The following is a 20,140-nucleotide window of genomic DNA, read 5'->3' as shown; positions in this document are numbered from 1 at the left end:
GTTTGCAATGAGTTCAAGGTTGGGTTCCACGGGGAGGACGGGCCTGGCGTTAGCGTTGGCTATCGCCGTCTGGTTCGTGTGGCATCATTTTCCTTCGGGGTTCATCGCCGGTACATCGTCGTACTGGCAGTCGGAAGTCGACGACGTTACGCAATACATCTCTGGCTTCCACGCGTTCTTCAGTGCGCCTTTCGGGTATCCGCTGCTGGCATTCGACAGCATCAATTACCCGCAGGGCACGCGCGCGACGTTCATGGACACCATTCCGCTGTATGCGCTTATCCTGAAACTGGTGGTGCCCGCGTCATACGCACCGTTCAACCCCTACGGCGTGTGGGTGGGCCTAGCATTCCTGGGCCAGGCCGTGTGTGGCTGGTGGATACTGCGCGAGCTTGAGGTCAAGTCCTGGCTGGCACTGGTGGCGCTGGTGGTGTGCCTGCTGATCTTCCCGGCCTTTACAGCGCGTGTGACCCATATCTCGCTGATGACGCACTGGATCCTGCTGGCAGCCATCGCGCTCTACTTGCGTGGGCAGCGCCTGGGGCAGGTGCCCGTGGCAGGCTGGACAGCATTGTTGGTGGCCGGCTTCTACATCAACATCTACCTGTGCGTGATGGCGAGCGCCATTTATGTCGCCAACTGGCTGGCCAAGCCACGGCACTACCGCTGGGTGGACGTGCCTCGGGCGTTGTTGCCGTTCCTGATCATCGGCGCCAGCCTATGGGTGACCGTGTTCCCCATGGACTCCACGAACGTGGCCAAGGAAACCGGTTTCGGCACGTTTTCCATGAACCTGCTGGCACCGTTTTCAGGGGGTACGTTCTTCCCCATCGAAAACGCCGAAATGCCGGGGCAATACGAAGGCTTCAATTACCTGGGCCTGGGTGTCTTGCTGGGGTTGCTGGCCGGCCTGGTACTGGGCGGGCGCAGGGCAGTGAGGTGGGCGGCGCACAACTGGCCGCTGGTGCTGGTGATGCTTGGGCTCACCCTGTATGCACTTTCCGACAGCATCTATTGGGGCACCCACCAGGTGCTGGTGCTGCATTACCCCGCGTTCATGGAGGCCATCACTACGCAGTTCCGGGCCTCTGGCCGGTTCTTCTGGCCTGTAGGGTATGCGCTGACCATCGCGGCCATCGTATTGCTGTACCGCAGGCTGCCCAAACGCGTTTTCGCGCTGGCGATGTTGGTGTTGATCGTGGTGCAGGTGGCGGACATGTCCATCCAGCGCCACCGCTTGATCGATGGCGCCAAGCGCCCGGCAACACCAATCCTGACCCAGGCTGCGTGGGACGCCCAGATAGCCGATGGCATTCAGTATCTGTATTTCTTCCCCAAGTTCCGCTGCGGGCGCTCGGACATGATCCTCAGTACGCTGATGCCGACCATGCGGTATGCCGTCGAGCACGGGCTCAAGATCAACACCGGTTACGTGGCACGCGCCAACTCCAACTGTGCAGTGGAAAGCACCCAGGCCGAAATTGCAGGCTCCGATGCGCGCCACTCCCTGTATGTATTCGTCAAGGGCGATTTCCCTGAAGTGGGCCAGGCGCTGGCGCTGTTCCCAGCCGACCATCAGCCCCAGTGCACCGAACTCGATTACGCCCATGTGTGCAAGTTTGATGTGGACAAGGAGCGCCACTGATGAGCCAGCCCAGGCGCTTGTTGTCGCTGATCTCACCGTTCTACAACGAAGAACGCGGTGTTTGCGCGTTCTTCGAGCGTGTGGACGCCCTGTCAAAGGCGTTGGCCGATCGCTATGACTTCGAGGTCATCGCGATCAATGACGGCAGCAGGGACCAGACCTACGAAGAACTGCTCAAGGCCCAGGCGGCTTACCCGTACGTAACGGTCGTTGACCTGTCACGCAACTTTGGGAAAGAAGCCGCGCTTTCAGCTGGCCTGGACTTTGCGACCGGCGATGCAGTCGTGCCCATCGACTCCGACCTTCAGCATCCCCCCGAAGTGGTGCTGGAGCTCGTTGCCAAATGGGAGGAGGGCGCCGAAGTGGTGCTGGCCAAGCGTGTGGATCGGCGCACCGACCATGCGGTGCAGAAGTTCACCGCCAACGGGTTCTACAAACTGCACAACTCCATCTCGGACATCCACATACCTGCGGACGTGGGCGATTTTCGCTTGATGGACCGCAAGGTCGTCGAGGCGCTAAAAAGGCTTCCTGAAAACCGTCGCTTCATGAAGGGGCTGTTTGCCTGGGTAGGTTTTCGCACCGCCACCATCGAATACCAGGTGGCGCCACGCAGCACCGGCAAGACCAGCTTCAACACCTGGAAACTCTGGAATTTTGCCATCGAAGGCATCACCAGCTACAGCTCGGCCCCCCTGCGCATATGGACTTACCTGGGCTGTGCGGTATCGGCCATGGCCTTTGTGTATGCGGTTTACCTGCTGATCAAGACCCTGTGCTTTGGCGCCGATACGCCCGGCTATGCCTCGTTGATGATCACCATCCTGTTCGCCAGCGGCGTGCAGCTGATCGGCATAGGGGTGCTTGGGGAGTATGTCGGGCGGATCTTCGTCGAATCCAAGCGCCGGCCCGTGTACATCGTGCGCGAAGTGGTCAAGACCGACCGATGATCATTCCGGGCAAGTACTACCAGTTTCTGCGTTTTGCCTTGGTCGGCGTGGCCAACACGGCGGTGCATGCCGGCGTGGTGATTTTGCTGATGGAAACCCTGGCGCCGCCGGCAGCCGTGGCCAACGCGTGTGCATTCATCGTGGCCAACCTGATGTCCTACTGCATCAACAGCCGGTTCACCTTCCGTGTGCCGATGAGTTGGCTGGGATACCGGCGCTTCTTGCTGGTCTCACTGGTGTCGCTGGGCCTGACGCTGCTCATCACCTCGTGGGTCGAATACATGGGTTGGCACTATGGCGTGGGCCTGGTGATGGTGGTCTTCATCGTGCCGGTGCTCAACTTCATGGTGATGAAGCTCTGGGCATTCGCCCCGGCCAAGTCATGAAAACGCCACCCTGCCGCCACGCCCACCGCAATGACTATTTTTTGGAATACGTAACAGGACTCAAACTATGACAATTGGCCAGCAAGAACACCTTTCGCCTGGCAGCGTACAACCTTGCGAAGATCGCGCGACCAGCATTGCGGTGGTGATCCCTTCCTACAAAGTGACCGCGCATATCCTGGGCGTCATTGCCGATATTGGCCCGGAAGTCGAGCGCATCTACGTAGTCGATGATTGCTGCCCGGAAGGCTCCGGCCGTTATGTCGAGGAACACGCCACCGACCCGCGTGTAGTGGTGCTGCGCAACCCGGAAAACCAGGGCGTGGGCGGTGCGGTCATGACTGGCTACCAGGCGGCTATCCAGGACGGCATGGACATCATCGTCAAGATCGACGGGGATGGCCAGATGGACCCAGGCCTGCTGATGAACTTCGTCACGCCCATTCTTGAGGGCACGGCCGACTACACCAAGGGCAACCGGTTCTACGACCTGGAAGAAATCCGGGCAATGCCAAAGATTCGCCTGTTCGGCAACGCTGTCCTGTCCTTCATGACCAAGTTCTCGTCCGGTTACTGGGACCTGTTCGACCCCACCAATGGCTACACGGCCATCCACCGTGACGTCGCCCGCCACCTGCCATTCGCCAAGATCAGCCGTCGCTACTTCTTCGAGACTGACATCCTGTTCCGGCTCAATACCCTGCGCGCGGTGGTGGTGGATGTGCCCATGGACGCCAAGTACGGCGATGAAGTCAGCAACCTGAAGATTTCCAAGATCGTGGGCGAGTTCCTGGCCAAGCACGTGCGCAACTTCGGCAAGCGGATCTTCTACAACTACTACCTGCGCGACATGTCGCTGGCGTCCCTGGAACTGCCGGCTGGCCTGCTGTTGCTGATATGGGGTCTGGTCTTCGGCCTGTCTCACTGGGCTTCGTCCATCTATACCGGCGTCGCCAACTCTGCCGGCACCGTGATGCTGTCTGCCTTGCCGATATTTCTGGGTATCCAACTGATCCTGGCGTTCTTGGGGCAGGACATCGCCTCGGTCCCCAGAAGGCCGTTCCACCTATCGCGGTTGAAGTCCAAGTTCAAGGCAGGTAAGCGCCCATGATGTATGCCATTGCAATTCTATGCGTCGTGGGTATCGCGACCGGCCAGATCATGTTCAAGCTCAGCGCCAGTGCGCTGCAGCGCGCCGGCACCATCTTCGACCTCAAGACCCTGATGATTCTGGGCTCTGCGTTCGCACTGTACGGTGTGACCACCATCGCCTGGGTGTGGGTGCTGCAAAAGATCGAACTGGGCAAAGCCTACCCGCTGATGGCGTTGGCCTTCGTGCTGGTGCCCATCGGCAGCCACTTCATCTTGGGTGAGCGGTTCCAGGTCCAGTACTTCATCGGCGTCGCATTCATCATGTTCGGCATCGTACTGGCCGTTAAGTCCTGATCGGGCGCACATGCAGCAGGTTGTGGAAATGAAGAGCAGTAGAAGGGATAGGGCAGTATGAAGTTGATAGAAAGGTCGCAGCTGAACGCGACCGTGGCAGTCGCGGCAATCATGGCACTGGCCTTCGTGCTGCTGATGATGCGTTCAAGCGGTATCTACCCAACCGTCTTCGGGGATGAATACACCTACAGCTCGATGGCACGCGTGCTGCCGCTGTCGAGCGCATCGATACCCAACTACCTGTACCTGAGCATCTACAAGTCCACGTTGATGTGTGGCGACGGGTTCGTGGGTTGTACCAAGCTGCTCAATGCCCTGTTCTTCGTGCTGGCCTCGCCGTTCATCTTCATGGTGGCACGCCGGTATTGCAGTGCGCGGGTGTCGGTGTTGATCGTGGCCCTGAGCATGCTCGGGCCGATCAACGGTTACACCACGTACTTTATGCCTGAAGCGTTGTTCTACCTGACGTTCTGGATCAGCGCCTGGTACTTTCTGACCCTGGCCTCGAACGCGCCTTGGCAACGCTGGGCGCTGCTCGGCGTGCTGATGGGGTGTTCGTCCCTGGTCAAGCCGCATGCGCTGTTCGTCATCCCAGCCTTCTGCCTGTGCATTGCCTACTTTGCCTACAAAGACCAGGACCGCTGGTTCGTGACGGCGGTAAAAAACGCCGCTGTGTTCGTCGGCGTCATGTTGCTGACCAAATTTGGCTTCAGCTACCTGGTCGCCGGCAAGGCAGGCCTGACGCTGTTCGGCAACTTCTACGCCACCACCCTTGAGTCCAGCGCCTCCAGCCTCGACCGGTACCTGGCCATCCTTAAAGCGGCGCCGACCATTGCGGCCGGGCACCTGCTGGGCAATGCCGTGATGTTCGGCTGCGCCTTGGCGATCATCATCACCACCAGCATCGCCACATTGCGAACTCGCGCCATCGGCGAGGACGGGAAGTTTGCCTTCTTCACCCTGTTCCTGCTGCTGAACCTGATCGCCGTGGTGGCGTTGTTCTCGGCATCCGTGGCCGGCACCAACGCCGTCGAAACCGCGTTGCGCCTGCACATGCGCTACTACGACTTCCTGTTCCCGTTGCTGTTCATCGCCGCCGGTGCTGAACTGGCGGGGGCCAGGCTCACGGCGCACCGTTACGTGCGCTGGGGCGTGGCGATCGTGGTGATGGGCGCTGTGGTGTATGCCGGCATCACGCGCATGTACCCGTTTACCCTGAGCTTTATCGATAACCCTGAGCTGCGCGGCTTTACCGCTGGCAATCGGGCTTTCTTCGTACTCGCAGGGCTCTCGCTGATCAGCTTGATGCTGTGGTGTGCAAAACCGCGCAAGGGCTTGCAGCTGTTCGTATTCGTCTTCCTGCCGCTTTCCATTCTGGTCAGTACGGTATACGCCAGCATGTCGCTGCTCGAACGCAGGCATGCAGACGTGTATGACAAGGCCGGTATGTTCGCGCGTCAATACCTGCCCGTCAGCGAGCGTCCACATCTGCTGGTGGTAGGGGATAACCCGGCCTCGATTCTGCGGGCACTGTACTGGGTGGAAGATTTGAACGCAGGCCCGGACTTGTCGTATAAGCCAGGCGAAATCTACACCGCCGACCAGTCGCCGGCTGACAAGAGATGGATCCTGGTAGTAGGGGATGTCGAGTTTGCCAAAGGCGACTTCAAGGTCCTCAAGCTCAATGGCTTCTCGTTGGCCAGAAAGCTGCCCAAGGACAACCCGCTGCTGCTCGATTTCCGCTCAAACATCCACACCGAGTCGGTAGACACGTTGCGCGGCCTGTCCCATGCCGAAAGCTGGGGCGCCTGGTCCGAAGGTGACACCGTGACGTTGCAGTTCTCACGGCCGCTGCCCAAAACCTTCACGCTGGAAATCAACGCCAAGGCGTTTGGCCCCAACCAGGGCCGCACCTTTGAAGTGAAGGTAGATGATCGCCGCTATCCGCTGAAGCTGAGCGGTGAAGTGGAACCGTATAGCTTGAAGATCGACAACCCCGATGAAGTCAGCAAGCTGACCATCAAGGTACCCCAGGCCACTTCGCCCGAGCAGCTGGGTATCAGTGGCGACAAGCGCATGTTGGGGATTGGGCTTCGGCAGATTGTGATTCGGGAAGACAAATAGCAGTGCTGTGACGGTACCTATGCGCTTGAATCGATAGGTACCGTCAGGGCAGGGCAGTGAGCACCTTGCCGAATCAACAACCCGCCGCTCAGTTCGCCATGCCAGCGTCAGCATCGTCCATCAGCGTCTTGGCCAGTGCACCCAGGTAGTACGCGGCCCATACCAATTTCGGGTTTTCGTCCATCAAGCCGCTGATGGTCAGCTTCGACGAGGCCAACACCTACTCGGAAAAATACAAAACCGGCAGTTAAGCGTGGTGCAGGCGAATCGAACGGTGCGATGAAACGCTGATCTGCTCCAGAAGGGGACCGGTTGGGTTAGTTAGGTGTTAATGCAGAAACCTGCCGCCCTCGCTGTCGCAGCCAACGTTGGGCAGGGCGCTCCAGGTAACGATGGGTGGCAAGGCTCAGGGGTATGAGTACAGCAAAGAACAGCACCATCACCCACCCTTGATAGAACACTGCTCGTGAAAGCGCCAATGCGTCGAAAGCCATGGCGAATATGATCTGCAATGGGAAATGAGTGAGGTAGGACGAGTAACTAATGTCGCCCAGCCACGCCCAGCGCCGCGCCAGATCGGGCCAGCGCGAGCCCGCGGCCGCCAGTGCGGCAATAAGTAATGGGTAGCACACGTAAAGCAGCAACGGGTTGTTCAGCCCGGCAGGTGTTTTCAAAAGCCAGATCCAGGCCACCAGACACAGTGGGCCTGTGATGAGCAGCGCACCCCCATCGCCCAGATACCGGCGCACCCACGTCAGCACGCCATAGGTCATGCCACCAACGAAAAAGCACACCAGACCACTACCCAGTTTGTAGATGTCTGGATAAAGGAAGCTGCCAATCGCGATGGCCGCCAGGGTCAATGGCCATTTCCAGCGCTTGGTCAGGCAGATGATGAAGAAGATCGCGTAGAGCAACACTTCCACCGACACCGACCACACAGGCGCGTTGAAGGACCAACCCTTTTCCAAGCCCCAGGCCGGCACCATCAAAATATTCAGCACCGCGTGATAGACGTCATTGAACGGATAGACGAAATAGGTGCCGTGGCTGCTGAGATAGGCCCATTGCAGGGCCACGACAGCCATGAACGTGACGATGTGCAAAGGGTAGAGCCTGCTAAACCTGTCCTGGGCAAAACGTGACACCGTCAACGAGCGACAGCTGATGCCGTTTGCGAACAACCAGTAGAAAACGAACCCCGATAACGTGAAGAACAGCTGCACAGCCAGGTTGCCATGCCGATACAGCAGTTCAAACGTGCTGAAGAACGGTTGCTGTGCCGGGTCGAAGTCATGGGCTGCGCTACCCACATAGAAGAAGTGCTGCCAATGCCAGAACACGACACACAAGGCAGCCAGGCCACGCAGTACATCCAACGTATAGAGCCGATTACTGGGGTTAGAAAGAGTCATGTGTGCTGCTTGATAAAGGAGGTAAGGAAGGTAAATGTTGATCCAGCCAAAACTGAGTCCGGCATTTCGGTCACTGGCGCTTTCAATTTTTGTACTAACGCTGAACGCTGCTACCTGGGCATATGAGGATGATCATTAGCCCTCCCTGCCGGGGCGGAGTATACGCTGGCTCGGGATAGAGCACCCAATGAGCGTGTGTGCGAAGAATCCCCAGACAGCGCGATTGGGTGCTATGGGTATGGCCTGCGCTCAGCTCGCCAAGCCAGCCTCAGCATCGTCCATCAGCGTTTTGGCCAGCGCACCCAGATAGTATGCAGCCCACACCAACTTCGGGTTTTCGTCCATCAAGCCGCTGATGGTCAGCTCCTGTACGTAACCCATCAGTTCAGAGGCTTGGGCTCGGGCGTGCTCACACGGGATGCCGGGTTCGATGCAGAGCAGTGGCTCGGTTTGCTGTTTGCCTTGGTAAAACTTGGTTTTGCCGGCGGTGACGCCGGTTTCCGGTACGGTCATTGATTATCTCCCTGCTTATTTGCTGCCAGGGCTGTCGTGTGGACGGCTGTTGCTTGGCAATGGTCAGCCCAGCGCAGCCCATTCGGCTTCAATGCATTGCGCGAGGTTCTCTGGGCCTTTGCACCTGCAGAAGCGCCGACTCCAGCAATGCCCGCAGCGCTTCGAGTTCATGCAGAGACGTCATGATCAGAATCGATGTCGGGGATTTGGGCTGTAGCAGCAAGGCCTGATGGGCGACGGTTGCGGCGCATAGCGCGTGATCCGAGGCTTGAATCAGGGTGTCTTCCAGGGAGTGGATGTGGTGCGGTGGGTCGGGGACGATCTTAAGCATCGCGTATGTCCTTTGATCAGTGCGGCCGCCTCTTGCTGTCAAACAAGTGGGTGGCAGCTGTACGTGGGTTGACAGACCGGCGGACATAGCAAGTTCCGGCGCACGCAAGCGTGCCCGCACGTACAGCCGCCATCAAGGACGAGCTGATTTCTATGTACCGTGACGGCCTGTCAAAGCCGTGCCGTTGATAGCCAACGACAGGGCGAGACTAGGTCGCTTCCAGAATGGCCGCAACGGAAAATAGGGAGGATGAGTATCTTTGGGAAATGGACTACAGGGAAGGGGTAGATTCTGATTTTTCTGCTTTCAGAGGTGCGAAGCTCAGGTGCTTGAGAATAGATTCAAGCGTCTGCGCTGAAGAGTTATGAAGTTAAAAACTGGAAATTAACGGAAGCCTCTAACAAGGTCTGTTAAGCCGGTGATCGCAGAAGCTCGGCATCGTCTGTCTGCGCTTTGCAACGTCTGAAGCTGAGCGTTCTTCTGCACAAGGAGCGACGCGGATTCGAGCCAAGCTCCTCGGCGTTCCTCATTCCAGGATCGATCTTTTTATCCGCATGGAAGCGACGACTTCGAAACCGTCGAGTAGCCCGTTCAGTTTCTGAGGGATCATGACACCAGCACCGTCAATCGGCTCGGTCGAGGTTTTAAGTGCGTCAGCCTTAGGTGTAAGCGCTCGCGCATTCACCCAAGTGCTCTGTTATTTCGCCGATCCCGAACCTGTTAACACACCGCTAAATCTTCGTCCGAGACTTCTTAAGGTTTTGCCATCCCAGGATTACTTTCCGTTGGTGACCGAGGAATCTACAAACACTGACTGCCGGGTGGGCACGCTGCTCAGTTCGCCATGCCTGCCTCAGCATCGTCCATCAGCGTTTTGGCCAATGCACCCAGATAGTACGCAGCCCATATCAACTTCGGGTTTTCGTCCATCAAGCCACTGATGGTCAGCTCCTGCGCGTAACCCATCAGCTCAGAGGCTTGAGCACGGGCGTGCTCACACGGTATGCCGGGTTCGATGCAGAACAGTGGCTCGGTTTGCTGTTTGCCTTGATAGAACTTGGTTTTGCCGGCTGTAACGCCGGTTTGATGTGCGGTCATTGATTGGTCTCCCTGCTTGTTTGCTGCCAGGGCTGCCATGTGGGCGACCTTGCTTGGCAATGGTCAGCCCACCACAGCCCCAGCTGGCTTCAATGCATTGCTCGAGGTTCTCTGGGCCTTTGCACCTGCAGAAGCGCTGACTCCAGCAATGCCCGCAGCGCCTCGAGTTCGTGCAGAGACGTCATGATCAGAATCGATGTCGGGGATTTGGGCTGTAGCAGCAAGGCCTGATGCGCGATGGTTGCGGCGCATAGCGCGTGATCCGAGGCCTGAACCAAGGTGTCTTCCAGGGAGTGGATGTGGTGCGGTGGGTCGGGGACGATCTTAAGCATCGCATAGTACCTTCCAATCGGGCCCCCTCCCGACTGCTGTCAAACAGAGGGAGGCAGCTGTACGTAGGTTGACAGACCGGCGGACTATGCAAGTTCCGGCGCACGCAAGCGTGCCCCACGTACAGCCGCCATAACGCGAGCTGTGTGCATAATACCGTTACGACCTGTCAAAGCCGTGTCGTTGATGAGCAACGACGCCCCGAGAGTAGAAGCGTAGAAACGCGGTCGCAATGGTAAATGCGGGGTCAGAGTATCTTTGGGAAATGGACTACAAGGAAGGGGCAGATTCTGATTCTTTTGCTTTCTGAAGCCTAAGCCTGCGTACTCAACACCAGACTCAATCAGTTACCGGGAAAAGCGGCGCCGCTCTAATCATCGAAGCGGGTGAATCGCTCGCAAGCGTTTCTTACTATGGCGAGCCCAGGTGTCGGCCAATCAGAACTGCTTAGGCTGTAGTTGCTGACAAGGCCAAGCCTTACGCGGCTTGGCCCCGTTGCAGGATTACTCGAACACTTCAGCGTTAGCCAACGCCACGCCGAGTTGATCCTTGCCAGACAAGCTCGGGCTGAAATCAATCGGCCACTCGATAGCGATTTCCGGGTCATCCCACGCGATGCACCGCTCACTGGCAGGCGAGTAGAAATCGGTGGTCTTGTACAAGAATTCAGCGGTTTCACTCAGGGTGACAAAACCGTGCGCGAACCCTGGCGGGACCCACAGCTGATTCTTGTTTTCCGCAGAAAGTACCGCACCGACCCATTTGCCGAAAGTGGGGGAGGAGCGACGGATATCGACCGCCACGTCGAACACTTCCCCTTGGACCACGCGCACCAGTTTGCCCTGGGCATGAGGGGCCAACTGGTAGTGCAGGCCCCGAAGCACGCCTTTCACTGATCGAGAGTGATTGTCCTGAACGAAATCGGGGCGCAGGCCAGTGACTTCTTCAAACACATTGGCGTTGAAGCTTTCGTAGAAGAAGCCCCGGTCATCGCCGAAGACTTTTGGTGCGAACAGAAGGACATCAGGGATGGCCAGAGGGGTAGCGTGCATCAGAAAACCTTTTCGCTAAGCAGGTTACGCAGGTACTGGCCGTAGCCATTTTTGAGCAATGGCTGGGCCAGGCGCTCGAGTTGTTCGGCATCAATCCAGCCTGCACGGAAGCAGATCTCTTCCGGGCATGCCACCTTCAGCCCTTGGCGGCGCTCCATGGTCGCAATGTACTGGCTGGCATCAAGCAGGCTGTCGTGGGTACCTGTGTCCAGCCATGCATAGCCACGGCCCATGATCTCGACATGCAGCTGCGCTTGTTGCAGGTACAGGTTGTTGAGGTCGGTGATCTCCAGCTCGCCTCGGGCCGATGGCTTCAGGCTGCGCGCCAGGTCGACCACTTGGTTGTCGTAGAAGTAAAGGCCCGTCACCGCATAGTTGGACTTCGGCTGTTTTGGCTTTTCTTCCAGCGACAATACGCGCCCGGCCTCATTGAATTCAGCTACACCATAACGCTCAGGGTCGTTGACGTGATAAGCGAACACAGAGGCGCCCGTTTCGCGTTGGCCCGCGTTCAACAGCAGCGACTGGAAGTCGTGGCCGTAGAAGATGTTGTCGCCCAGCACCAGCGCAGAAGTGTCGTTGCCAATGAAGGCCTCGCCGATGGTGAATGCCTGAGCCAAGCCATCAGGGCTTGGCTGCACGGCGTAGGACAGGTTCAAGCCCCATTGGCTGCCGTCGCCTAGCAACTGCTCGAAGCGTGGGGTGTCCTGCGGCGTTGAAATGATCAGGATGTCGCGGATACCGGCGAGCAGCAGGGTGCTCAGCGGGTAATAGATCATGGGTTTGTCATACACCGGCAGCAGCTGCTTCGATACCGAGAGCGTCGCGGGGTGCAGGCGTGTGCCTGAGCCGCCGGCCAGAATAATTCCTTTACGAGCCATGGGAATCCTTACTTATGGATTTCGTCTAGCATACGTTTAACGCCTTGCTGCCAGGGCGGCATTTTCAACTTAAACGCGCTTTCGAGCTTGCCCAGTGCCAGCCGCGAATTTCGCGGGCGCGGCGCGGGTACAGGGTAAGCGTCGGTATTGATCGCTGATACTTGATCAGCGTTCACTTTAAGCGATATGCCCCTGCAAAGCGCGTCCTGCAGCACTAATTGGGCGTACGCGTGCCAGCATGTTTCACCCGATGCTGCCAGGTGGTAGATCCCGGCAAGGTGAGCGCTCGCGGGCTGGTTGACCACCTGGCGCACGACATGGGCTGTAACGTCCGCGATCAGGTCAGCACCGGTTGGGGCGCCGAACTGGTCAGCTACCACGCTCAAGGCGTCCCGCTCCTGGGCAAGGCGTAGCATGGTCTTTGCAAAGTTATTTCCGCGGGCAGCGTACACCCAGCTGGTGCGCAGGATGACGGCCTGGGCACCGCTGGCTTCTATGGCCTGCTCACCCTCAAGCTTGGTACGGCCATAGACCGACAGCGGGCCGGTGGCTGCGGTTTCTTGCCGAGGCTGATCACCGCTGCCGTCATACACGTAGTCAGTAGAGTAATGAATCAGCCAAGCGCCCAAGCGAGCGGCTTCACGCGCCAGTAGGGCAGGGGCCTGAGCATTGATAAGCGCTGCTGCCTGAGGATCACCCTCTGCTTTATCCACGGCTGTATAAGCGGCCGCGTTGACGATTACATCAGGCGCGAGCAAACGAACTGTGCTCGCCAAAGCATCCAACTGGCTCAAATCGCCACAGAGCTCGCCGTCACCCTGACGGTCCAGTGCGACAACTTCACCGAGCGGCGAAAGAGACCGCTGCAGCTCCCAGCCTACTTGCCCGTTTTTCCCCAACAGCAGGATTTTCACGCTTCATTTGCCCCGTATTGCTTAGCCACCCAATCACGGTAGGAACCGTCCATCACGCCCTGCACCCATTCCTGATTGGCAAGGTACCAAGCGACAGTTTTGCGGATGCCGGTATCGAACGTTTCCGCAGGTTTCCAGCCTAGCTCGCGTTCGATCTTGCGTGCATCGATGGCGTAACGGCGGTCGTGGCCCGGGCGGTCTGTCACGTAGGTGATCAGCTCGGCGTAATGTCCGACAGGCGCACCGGTCTTTTGGTTGATCACATTGCGCGCGGACGCTGGCGCCAGCTCATCGAGCAGGCCGCAGACCGTACGCACGATATCGATGTTGGCTTTCTCGTTCCAGCCGCCGATGTTGTAGGTTTCGCCTGTGGTGCCGGCTTCCAGCACACGGCGGATACCCGAGCAGTGGTCCTCGACGTACAACCAGTCCCGAATCTGCTGGCCGTCACCGTAGACCGGCAACGGTTTACCCGCGAGCGCGTTGACGATCATGAGCGGGATCAGTTTTTCGGGGAAGTGGAACGGCCCGTAGTTGTTGGAGCAGTTGGTGGTGAGGACTGGCATACCGTAGGTATGGAAGTAGGAACGCACTAGGTGGTCACTGGCGGCTTTGCTCGCGGAGTAGGGGCTGTTGGGGGCGTAGGGTGTGGTTTCAGTGAACGCCGGATCGTGTGGCGCGAGTGTGCCGTACACCTCATCTGTTGAGACGTGGAGGAAGCGGAAACCTTCTTTCTCCTGCCCGGTCAGACTGCTCCAGTGCGCACGTGCGGCTTCCAGCAGTCTAAAGGTGCCCATGACGTTGGTCTGGACGAATGCTTCGGGGCTAGTGATAGAGCGGTCTACATGAGATTCGGCTGCAAAATGGACCACGGCGCGGGGGCGGTGCTCGGCGAACAGCTTGGCCAAGAGCGACGCGTCGCAGATGTCGCCTTGGACGAAGTGATGCTGTGTGTTGCCTTCAAGGGACTGCAGGTTGGCTAGGTTGCCTGCGTAGGTGAGGGCATCCAGGTTGAGGACTGACTCCTCGTGGTGCGCGCACCATTGCAGAACGAAATTTGAGCCGATAAAGCCGGCTCCACCTGTAACAAATATCATGACATTAACCCTGCACTAGACTTGGCGTATATTGTACTTGACACCGGGACCGCAATAGAGGCTGGATTCAATGCTAAGCATTTCGCCCAATCTTTTCTATCTGTGAGAATACAACAGGGCTTAAGCCGATAGCTACACTGTTCCGAGCGCAAGGTGATGATAGAGCATCATGACCACAGATAATATCGGTCGTGTGGCCTATAAGACATCAGTTAATGGATGTCTGCTTTGTATGTGCTTTAACCTAGATCTCAATAGAGAATGCAAGAGAGCATCGCGCTCTCGCATGAAAGGGCGCGATGAGGGTTGAGTCTACTGTCGCGTGAATTGGATGAATAGGATTTGACCTCCAGGTTTTCCTTGGGTTTGCACGACTTGCAGTACTACGAATCGGCCGCCATTAAGCGCCTGAATTCCTTCATTTTCCGTGGTATCCCCTTTGACTCCTAATTCCTCCAACTTGCCGAAGAGCTTGATTGGTGAGACATAGTTGGATGTGCTGATGCTACCTGTCTTGTCGAAAAAATTGATTCCATAGTAATGATAAGGAGTGCTCTTAGATTTATCTGTCCAGTGTCCACCCATGGACATTACAAATCCATCACGAAAGGCCGCAAAACCCTGATGCTTGGGTATATTGAGCTTTTGTGACTCCCGATATCCTGAATAGCTGGCCGGGAAACTCACATCGCCGACATGTTTGTAGTTGCTATCCAAGATCGTATACTCGCCTCGGCTTTGTCCGAGGTTGTCCGGATGTGTTTTGTACTTTTCTAAATACCAGCGGCCATCAAATCTCGCGAAGCTTTGGGCTACGTTATCATGCAAGTACTCTAATCTCTTAGTGCTTCCGATGTTGCCGGGAAGATTTATAAGCGCATATTTTGCTAGCTTATTTTCAGATCTAATGTAGGCTATCAGTCCATCTTCATTTCGGTCAACAATGATAGATTCCGATACTGAATTTTGAGGCTCAGGAATAATGAATGTCTTTACTAGCTTAGAGGTAGACCAGGTGTATTGCTCAATTATGGCGCGTGAAGGGTGATTGTTAGAGTACCTTAATATAAACAAAGAATCTTCTTGCTCGTCGATCCAAAATCCTTGAGGATAGGTGGACGGAGATTTAATTAAGTCATTGGCTTGGCTGGAGTTGGGGCTGTCAAAATTAAAGGATTTTATGATTTTAAAGTTAGGCTCTACTTCATTTGATACAGATTCTTGGAAGTTGAGCTTGACTGCTCTTAATTGAGGCGACGACTCTGAATTGATAGGTGTGGCCATACAATCTCCAGCTATTGAGATCAGGGCGGATAGAGCTAGAGACTTCACTAGTGTTGTTGGCATACATTCTCCGTAGGCTTATGACAGGCGTGGCTGTTTGAAATTAACGGTAGTGTTGCTCAAGTTTACTTTTCCCAGTAGGCGCTTTTAACAGCAGGACGAGATATTAGTCGCCTGTGCCATTAAGGTAATTGCCGACGTAAATTTCTAAAAGCTAAAAACATATAAGAATTCTATCTTGTCAGTTGTCAACTCATATTATATCCTGCTGTGATAGCAGCAGGATATAAATGTGAGGACTACGCTGCTGTCTCAGCAGATAGGACAGCTTTATATTCCTCTGGTGTGCCACAGAAAATTATCTGCTCACTAGGTATAAGCTCGTAGCTTACAGATCTTCCATTGCGAATTAAGTGATTATATAACGGGGCTATATAAAACTCACCTTTCTCCTTCAATCCTTCCCGCACGGAATGCTCAAATGCCTCTATGAAAAGCATTGAGTTCTTGAAGTAATAAAGACCGTTGCTGCACAAATCTGAAATTCGATCTTTTTCAGTGGTTTTCAGTACGCTGTTTTCACTCCCAGGCAAAGCAAAGGACCAGTGTGTTCCTTCCCCCAGGAAAACTTCTAGATAACCATCATCTGCACGCTTGTCAGATTTGACGAAGCCAGGTCGGAAAGTATCAATGTTAAATATGTAGAGTGGTTCTGCGTCGTCGACAAACCCGCCGGACCTTTTAAGCCCCTGATATACAGTGTCAGCTTGCCCATCTGTTTCATGGGAAAATTCAACTACCGAGTAATTGATTACACCTAGCTTGTCCAGTTTCTCCTTTACAAATTCTGACGCTGAATAATCACTTCGAACCAAGAATAGAAACTTATCGGTCTTAAAATACTGCTCGAATGAGAGTACAGACCTCTCGAAGACAGTAAGATCTCCAATTTTTAGCTTGTATTTAGGCTCCGAGTAGCCCTCTTTAAAGAAACGACTGCTTTTGCCGACCATAGGAATAACAATCATGTCTATAGTTCCGATTTGATAAATTTATTATAAAGTAAAAATGCATTAGCAAATAATGCAAGTTGTCGGGGTTTGTTGTCGGCATGGAGTGGCAGCATTGACAAGAATAGCAATACCGTAAGTGGCATATACTCCAATGGAGACAATTCGGCCACTAATGGGTCTTGGAGATATGCCTCTTGGATATGAATTATGCGTTGCTCCGCAAAAATCTCAAGATCAAAGCTAAGAGAATCTTTATGGATCAGCTGATATGCACCAGCGATTATATGGTCGTAAAGGCCTAAAACTGAGTGATTAAGTTTAGCTATGTCGTAAGCAATATCGCCGTACATAGTAAAATTGTTATTTGGGTCGATTGCTCTTGGGTCAATCAGTTTGATTGCATCTGCTCGAGAGTCATACATGATATTGCTAAAGCACAGGTCGCCGTGCAATATGCCGGGTATAGATGGTTTGGAGAGTGCAAGTCTAATGCATTCTTCCATGACAGTTTGTATCGAAGGTGACCTAATCCCGTTAACTGTGACACAATCCGCCATGTCGTAGTTCATTGAGCAGCAAAATTCCGTCAGGCGTTTTACAGTCTTGTCTCTGAATAAGACTTGGCGAGAGTTTACAATATTAGGCGTCTGGCCCTCATCGTGATTTTTATTACACGCTTGTAGCCATGAGCTCAAATGTTTAAATACTTTTCTCCAGAAAAATACTGGATTGTTGCCGTTTACAAGTAACTCATTTAAAGGCGCAAGATAAAGGAATTCCAGTACGTAGTATGGACGATCTTCTTGTATTCCTTGACCCATTAATTGTGGAATAAAGCCTCTTAGAGAGAGAGGTAAGTGTGCAAACCAATTTCCTTCTGCAGCGATTTTGAATCCAGGGGTACCACTTTTATAGACATGCGTATCTGTAATTGTCAGCTCATTAAAAGAACGCTGCGTAGTGATCTTGGCCCTTGTTTTATAAAACGTGTTTATATGACCTAGGTCGTACCACTGCTCCGATTGAGCTTTAGTCAAAGGTATAATTTCAGAGTACATTCGTACAGCTTTGACAAAGCTACCACGACATATTGTAAGGTTCTTTATTAGTTCCCTGGAATTTGAAAAAGAAAAATATCCGCACCATACAGATTCGCTATTGATATCTGAAGATTCGACTTCCCAGTTATAGTAATCTTGAGTGGATGCTAGTGCTAAGACGTCGTCCCCTTCCGGAATTTTTGGAAGATATGTATCTCCGTGTAGAATGCGGATTTTTTTATCTGAGGTTTCAATTACGTTTAAGCAAAATAGTATGGAATCCGCAAGCGTCAAGCCGTCCGGCACGCTGATGATAGATACGTTGGCTTCTCGTAGAGAATAGTTATCTTGGTAAGACAACAGATAGCTCTCAGGAATACTCAGCCATATTTTTTCGTTGGCATAGGCATTATTAAGTGCCGCTATCTGGAATTTGAATAGACGTTTATTGCCCACAGGTAGGAAAGCCGGGGGTAATTTCCCGAACTCGGCTTGGAATTCCGGACCAACGTATGCTGCCGATGTGATCAATATCATTCAGGCTTCTCCTTAGCTAGGATGTCTAGGATCTGCTCATAAGAATTCTCACGAAATTCAGAAGGTCGGATGGCTTTGTCGTCTACATAAAAGCCATCCATTCCACACCATGGTTTTGCCATGATTATCTCGTCATATGGGACTGAATGATCGTCGAGCCACGCTATGATGATAGGCAGCGTGTTGGCGTTGATCTTTCCAATATCCCCATTGTAAGTTCTCATATTGCGGCTCGTACTAATCGCAATAGTGAAACCCATTTCCTTGTAATCATGCATTTTACGGATGACATGGATATTCGGTTTGCTGTTCTTATAATCACCATTCGATGTGGTGCAGATGGTGTCATCCAAGTCCATTATCAAGCGTTTCATATTTTATTAAAGTCCGCTAGAGCATTAAAGAATTTTGAAACTTCGGCATTATCCCTAAACTCAGCAGCTTCGTTAGAGAAATCTAAATCTAGCGCTGCGGAGAAATCCGGGGGTGTTGCTTTGGCTGTTGCCATCTTCATGTCGCGTTTAATTGGAGTATGTACAGGTTGAAGATGGTTGTCTGCCATCCAGCCGAATATGAGCCCATGCGCCCTCATCTGCGGATATTCAGTAAAGGGTGACAAGCTTCTCGCCGCTACGGATGAGCCCCACAGCGAAGCCATTGTTAAGGCCGAGTTCCTTGGCCCATACCAAAATTGATCTTGAGGGCCATATTCTTTCGTAAAGTCCATGCCTACTTCGCTTGGGAGGAGGCTCTCCAAAATATTGTAGTTCAGCGAGTTATGAACGCCTATATCTGGCCTGCATCGAATGATATAGTCGTATCTGAAATTATGTTTCTTCTCGAAGGCCACAGCCAGCTCATGCGCTTTGTAAATTCCGTACAGCATTTTAGCTTGGTTCATACTGCCGAGCGACAAATACTTCTCGGCTTCATCAGGTCTATCACTAAATAAGCAATCAGAATCTTCGAGCAAAACTTCCTTGAATTCGATATTCTCTGGCAAGATTGAACTGGAGAATTCGGCCTGTTTTGGCGTGTCGATTATTTCATAAGTCCGTGGAAATTTAGATTTAAAGTATTTCTTGGATCTGAGTGCCGTAGGACATCTCGATAGCATGTCCTTGTTAAAGATTCTCAACAGCCAATCATCTCCAGCCCCACCCAAACCCGGCCATACTTGCATTTCGGTCCAGGAATGAAAGAACACATCTGCATCAAGGGGGCTGATGACATTTTTATAAATGCTGTCCAATGCTAAGTTGCCACATCGGTACATGCCGGAAAGACAGACGGCTACACGAGGCTTCACATCTGCCCCCAACATTACGCAATTAGCTGAGCGCTTCAATTCGGGCTGGATAACATCGGTGACCAACGAATAGAGTCTGGCGGCCCCTACCTCATTAGTTTGCTTCTGGGCAATTATCACGCCAAGAAGCTTATGAAGCTCGTTGTAGCCGATTTTTGGGAACGTTATAAGGCCTGTATTAGCTAGGGTTTTTTCGACGATCAAATGAGTAATGTAAGCTTTACGCATTGCACTCATTTTTTTAAACGTGTCTATATTATCAAGCAAAAGCTTAACGCATGAATCAAAAGCGCTACTGTCTTTCAGCTCATTGAGCGCAAACGTCAAATACATCAGCGTCTTAGGGCTTTGCTCCGCTTGGAAAATTTTCTCTTTATTGTCCAATATATAGTTAGCTATGACAGTTTTATCAGAAAAAATTGTGCGGCGGAGGAGGTCTTCATCCATTCCTGATGAGGAACTACCTTGACGTTCAAAAACTGCAAGCATTTCCTGCTCATATATTTTTAGAAGTGCTTGTGCATTACCCCGCTTCTTATATGTATTGGTTTCGTCATTAGCGATGGCTTTAAGATTATATAGTCCAATCTTTGACACGAAATCATGGAGCCTAGATAATTGTCCGAGATCTGCCAATAAGACACAAAATTCTAAATGTTTCGAAAATTTCTCAGCATTCTCACTAAAGAAAGTAAGCAGTGCATTAAACTCCCAATTCCTAGAGAGCTTATTGGCAACAGAATCAAATCTTACGGAATTCATTTTTTTATCCAAT

At 53.6% G+C, this 20,140-nt stretch carries 21 protein-coding genes; 6 read left to right on the top strand and 15 right to left on the bottom strand.

Annotated features, from left to right (window positions below):
• Positions 1-55 precede the first annotated feature (55 nt).
• The 6 genes from FH041_RS11465 (at position 56) to FH041_RS11440 (ending at position 6,551) form a co-directional block, all read left to right on the top strand.
• Positions 56-1,645, top strand: coding sequence for a DUF6311 domain-containing protein (locus FH041_RS11465; protein ID WP_225806675.1), 1,590 nt, complete (start codon positions 56-58; stop codon positions 1,643-1,645).
• A complete protein-coding gene (locus FH041_RS11460; RefSeq protein ID WP_033736971.1) occupies positions 1,645-2,595 on the top strand; it encodes a glycosyltransferase family 2 protein in 951 nt (316 codons plus the stop codon). Before FH041_RS11465 ends, FH041_RS11460 begins: the two co-directional genes overlap by 1 nt.
• On the top strand, positions 2,592-2,981 hold the full coding sequence (locus tag FH041_RS11455) for a GtrA family protein (protein WP_023536239.1): 390 nt from the start codon (positions 2,592-2,594) through the stop codon (positions 2,979-2,981). Before FH041_RS11460 ends, FH041_RS11455 begins: the two co-directional genes overlap by 4 nt.
• A gap of 67 nt (positions 2,982-3,048) precedes the next feature.
• Positions 3,049-4,092 carry a glycosyltransferase family 2 protein gene (locus FH041_RS11450; protein WP_080992900.1) on the top strand — a complete coding sequence of 348 codons (1,044 nt, stop codon included), beginning with the start codon at positions 3,049-3,051 and terminating at the stop codon, positions 4,090-4,092.
• Positions 4,089-4,427 (top strand): EamA family transporter, encoded by a 339-nt coding sequence (locus tag FH041_RS11445; RefSeq protein ID WP_023536240.1) that lies wholly within the window; start codon positions 4,089-4,091, stop codon positions 4,425-4,427. The genes FH041_RS11450 and FH041_RS11445 overlap by 4 nt, the downstream gene beginning before the upstream one ends.
• Positions 4,428-4,484: 57 nt before the next feature.
• Positions 4,485-6,551: a glycosyltransferase family 39 protein gene (locus FH041_RS11440; protein ID WP_140174616.1), complete on the top strand. Its 2,067-nt coding sequence runs from the start codon at positions 4,485-4,487 to the stop codon at positions 6,549-6,551.
• An 88-nt stretch (positions 6,552-6,639) separates the two neighbouring features.
• On the opposite strand, the gene FH041_RS11435 is transcribed toward FH041_RS11440, so the two are convergent.
• The 15 genes from FH041_RS11435 to FH041_RS11365 all read right to left on the bottom strand — a co-directional run bounded on the left by FH041_RS11435 (position 6,640) and on the right by FH041_RS11365 (position 20,127).
• Complete coding sequence (locus FH041_RS11435; protein WP_306674843.1) at positions 6,640-6,768, bottom strand: hypothetical protein; 129 nt, start codon at positions 6,766-6,768, stop codon at positions 6,640-6,642.
• A 100-nt stretch (positions 6,769-6,868) separates the two neighbouring features.
• Entirely contained in the window at positions 6,869-7,966 is a 1,098-nt protein-coding gene (locus tag FH041_RS11430; RefSeq protein WP_140174614.1) for an acyltransferase, read from the bottom strand.
• 249 nt (positions 7,967-8,215) lie between these two features.
• The gene (locus FH041_RS11425) at positions 8,216-8,479 is read right to left on the bottom strand and encodes a DUF3077 domain-containing protein (protein WP_140174612.1); all 264 of its coding nucleotides are present in this window, start codon (positions 8,477-8,479) and stop codon (positions 8,216-8,218) included.
• A gap of 88 nt (positions 8,480-8,567) precedes the next feature.
• Positions 8,568-8,810 carry a hypothetical protein gene (locus FH041_RS11420; protein ID WP_110607172.1) on the bottom strand — a complete coding sequence of 81 codons (243 nt, stop codon included), beginning with the start codon at positions 8,808-8,810 and terminating at the stop codon, positions 8,568-8,570.
• A gap of 834 nt (positions 8,811-9,644) precedes the next feature.
• Entirely contained in the window at positions 9,645-9,908 is a 264-nt protein-coding gene (locus tag FH041_RS11415) for a DUF3077 domain-containing protein (RefSeq protein ID WP_028687411.1), read from the bottom strand.
• Between the two features lie 89 nt (positions 9,909-9,997).
• Entirely contained in the window at positions 9,998-10,240 is a 243-nt protein-coding gene (locus FH041_RS11410; RefSeq protein ID WP_140174610.1) for a hypothetical protein, read from the bottom strand.
• A 501-nt stretch (positions 10,241-10,741) separates the two neighbouring features.
• Positions 10,742-11,290, bottom strand: a complete 549-nt coding sequence (rfbC, locus tag FH041_RS11405; protein ID WP_140174608.1) for a dTDP-4-dehydrorhamnose 3,5-epimerase — start codon at positions 11,288-11,290, stop codon at positions 10,742-10,744.
• Positions 11,290-12,171: a glucose-1-phosphate thymidylyltransferase RfbA gene (rfbA, locus tag FH041_RS11400; protein ID WP_027914271.1), complete on the bottom strand. Its 882-nt coding sequence runs from the start codon at positions 12,169-12,171 to the stop codon at positions 11,290-11,292. The genes rfbC and rfbA overlap by 1 nt, the downstream gene beginning before the upstream one ends.
• 8 nt (positions 12,172-12,179) lie before the next feature.
• Positions 12,180-13,085: a dTDP-4-dehydrorhamnose reductase gene (rfbD, locus tag FH041_RS11395; RefSeq protein ID WP_140174606.1), complete on the bottom strand. Its 906-nt coding sequence runs from the start codon at positions 13,083-13,085 to the stop codon at positions 12,180-12,182.
• Positions 13,082-14,182, bottom strand: a complete 1,101-nt coding sequence (rfbB, locus tag FH041_RS11390) for a dTDP-glucose 4,6-dehydratase (protein ID WP_140174604.1) — start codon at positions 14,180-14,182, stop codon at positions 13,082-13,084. The genes rfbD and rfbB overlap by 4 nt, the downstream gene beginning before the upstream one ends.
• Before the next feature lie 312 nt (positions 14,183-14,494).
• Complete coding sequence (locus tag FH041_RS11385) at positions 14,495-15,466, bottom strand: hypothetical protein (RefSeq protein WP_140174602.1); 972 nt, start codon at positions 15,464-15,466, stop codon at positions 14,495-14,497.
• 299 nt (positions 15,467-15,765) lie between these two features.
• Entirely contained in the window at positions 15,766-16,494 is a 729-nt protein-coding gene (locus FH041_RS11380) for a glycosyltransferase family 2 protein (RefSeq protein WP_140174600.1), read from the bottom strand.
• 2 nt (positions 16,495-16,496) lie between these two features.
• Entirely contained in the window at positions 16,497-18,056 is a 1,560-nt protein-coding gene (locus FH041_RS11375; RefSeq protein WP_140174598.1) for a hypothetical protein, read from the bottom strand.
• Positions 18,053-18,430: a capsular biosynthesis protein gene (locus FH041_RS11370; RefSeq protein ID WP_140174596.1), complete on the bottom strand. Its 378-nt coding sequence runs from the start codon at positions 18,428-18,430 to the stop codon at positions 18,053-18,055. The genes FH041_RS11375 and FH041_RS11370 overlap by 4 nt, the downstream gene beginning before the upstream one ends.
• Positions 18,427-20,127, bottom strand: coding sequence for a hypothetical protein (locus FH041_RS11365; RefSeq protein ID WP_140174594.1), 1,701 nt, complete (start codon positions 20,125-20,127; stop codon positions 18,427-18,429). The genes FH041_RS11370 and FH041_RS11365 overlap by 4 nt, the downstream gene beginning before the upstream one ends.
• Positions 20,128-20,140 lie beyond the last annotated feature (13 nt).

Source organism: Pseudomonas sp. SWI7 (genome assembly GCF_006351945.1).
GTDB lineage: Bacteria > Pseudomonadota > Gammaproteobacteria > Pseudomonadales > Pseudomonadaceae > Aquipseudomonas > Aquipseudomonas fulva.
Note: the sequence above shows the minus strand (reverse complement) of the source record. Positions and strands in the feature narration are given on the sequence as shown.

Bases quoted from the DNA above. Each gene is read 5' to 3' on its own strand.
- FH041_RS11460 (WP_033736971.1), top strand. From the start codon at position 1,645: ATGAGCCAGCCCAGGCGCTTGTTGTCGCTGATCTCACCGTTCTACAAC.
- FH041_RS11455 (WP_023536239.1), top strand. From the start codon at position 2,592: ATGATCATTCCGGGCAAGTACTACCAGTTTCTGCGTTTTGCCTTGGTC.
- FH041_RS11450 (WP_080992900.1), top strand. From the start codon at position 3,049: ATGACAATTGGCCAGCAAGAACACCTTTCGCCTGGCAGCGTACAACCT.
- FH041_RS11445 (WP_023536240.1), top strand. From the start codon at position 4,089: ATGATGTATGCCATTGCAATTCTATGCGTCGTGGGTATCGCGACCGGC.
- FH041_RS11440 (WP_140174616.1), top strand. From the start codon at position 4,485: ATGAAGTTGATAGAAAGGTCGCAGCTGAACGCGACCGTGGCAGTCGCG.
- FH041_RS11430 (WP_140174614.1), bottom strand. From the start codon at position 7,966: ATGACTCTTTCTAACCCCAGTAATCGGCTCTATACGTTGGATGTACTG.
- FH041_RS11425 (WP_140174612.1), bottom strand. From the start codon at position 8,479: ATGACCGTACCGGAAACCGGCGTCACCGCCGGCAAAACCAAGTTTTAC.
- FH041_RS11420 (WP_110607172.1), bottom strand. From the start codon at position 8,810: ATGCTTAAGATCGTCCCCGACCCACCGCACCACATCCACTCCCTGGAA.
- FH041_RS11415 (WP_028687411.1), bottom strand. From the start codon at position 9,908: ATGACCGCACATCAAACCGGCGTTACAGCCGGCAAAACCAAGTTCTAT.
- FH041_RS11410 (WP_140174610.1), bottom strand. From the start codon at position 10,240: ATGCTTAAGATCGTCCCCGACCCACCGCACCACATCCACTCCCTGGAA.
- rfbC (WP_140174608.1), bottom strand. From the start codon at position 11,290: ATGCACGCTACCCCTCTGGCCATCCCTGATGTCCTTCTGTTCGCACCA.
- rfbA (WP_027914271.1), bottom strand. From the start codon at position 12,171: ATGGCTCGTAAAGGAATTATTCTGGCCGGCGGCTCAGGCACACGCCTG.
- rfbB (WP_140174604.1), bottom strand. From the start codon at position 14,182: ATGATATTTGTTACAGGTGGAGCCGGCTTTATCGGCTCAAATTTCGTT.
- FH041_RS11385 (WP_140174602.1), bottom strand. From the start codon at position 15,466: ATGGCCACACCTATCAATTCAGAGTCGTCGCCTCAATTAAGAGCAGTC.
- FH041_RS11380 (WP_140174600.1), bottom strand. From the start codon at position 16,494: ATGATTGTTATTCCTATGGTCGGCAAAAGCAGTCGTTTCTTTAAAGAG.
- FH041_RS11375 (WP_140174598.1), bottom strand. From the start codon at position 18,056: ATGATATTGATCACATCGGCAGCATACGTTGGTCCGGAATTCCAAGCC.
- FH041_RS11370 (WP_140174596.1), bottom strand. From the start codon at position 18,430: ATGAAACGCTTGATAATGGACTTGGATGACACCATCTGCACCACATCG.
- FH041_RS11365 (WP_140174594.1), bottom strand. From the start codon at position 20,127: ATGAATTCCGTAAGATTTGATTCTGTTGCCAATAAGCTCTCTAGGAAT.